The sequence below is a fragment of the Aquabacterium sp. UBA2148 genome, assembly GCF_002328915.1.
GTDB lineage: Bacteria > Pseudomonadota > Gammaproteobacteria > Burkholderiales > Burkholderiaceae_C > Aquabacterium > Aquabacterium parvum.
This window is the reverse complement of the sequence record NZ_DCXA01000244.1, coordinates 8120-8620: the sequence shown is the minus strand read 5'-3', so window position 1 is coordinate 8620 and position 501 is coordinate 8120. Positions and strand designations below refer to the sequence as shown.

General features: G+C 65.3%; 1 pseudogene. It reads right to left on the bottom strand.

Annotation, left to right across the window (positions count from 1 at the left end):
• Positions 1-444, bottom strand: a pseudogene (locus tag B2W70_RS13635) (AEC family transporter); the annotation flags it as partial.
• Positions 445-501: the final 57 nt, after the last annotated feature.

Genomic DNA, 501 nt, shown 5'->3' with positions numbered 1-501 from the left:
CCCGCCATGGCGGGCCAGGCTCCAGACCGCTCCGGCATTGCAAAGTGGCACGCACAACGCGATCAGGATGGCGATCAGGGCGACACCCTGCGCGCCCAGCAGGCGATCGGCCAGCGCCAACGCGATGTAGGAGTTGAATCGAAACGCGACCTGCGCCCCGCTGGCGTGCAGCGTCGCGTCCACGCCAGGCAGGTGACGCAGCCAGGTTGCCAGCAACAGGCCCAGCAAACACAGCCCGACGCCAGCGCCTGCCAGGGTGGCGGCATCGCCCGGCTGCAGGGGGCTGCGCACGATCGAGGCGAACAACAGGGCCGGGAACAGCAGGTGGTAGACCAGGCGTTCAACCACGTCCCAGGTGGGGCGTCCGAAGGCCGTGTAACGGCACAGACAGAAACCTCCCAGAATCAACAGGAAATCAGGCAGCAACAAAAGCGGGTCCATCATGGTGCCCGTGAGCCTAGCTGGTTTGCCCTTGAAAGCCGATTGTGTGTCCCCACATTC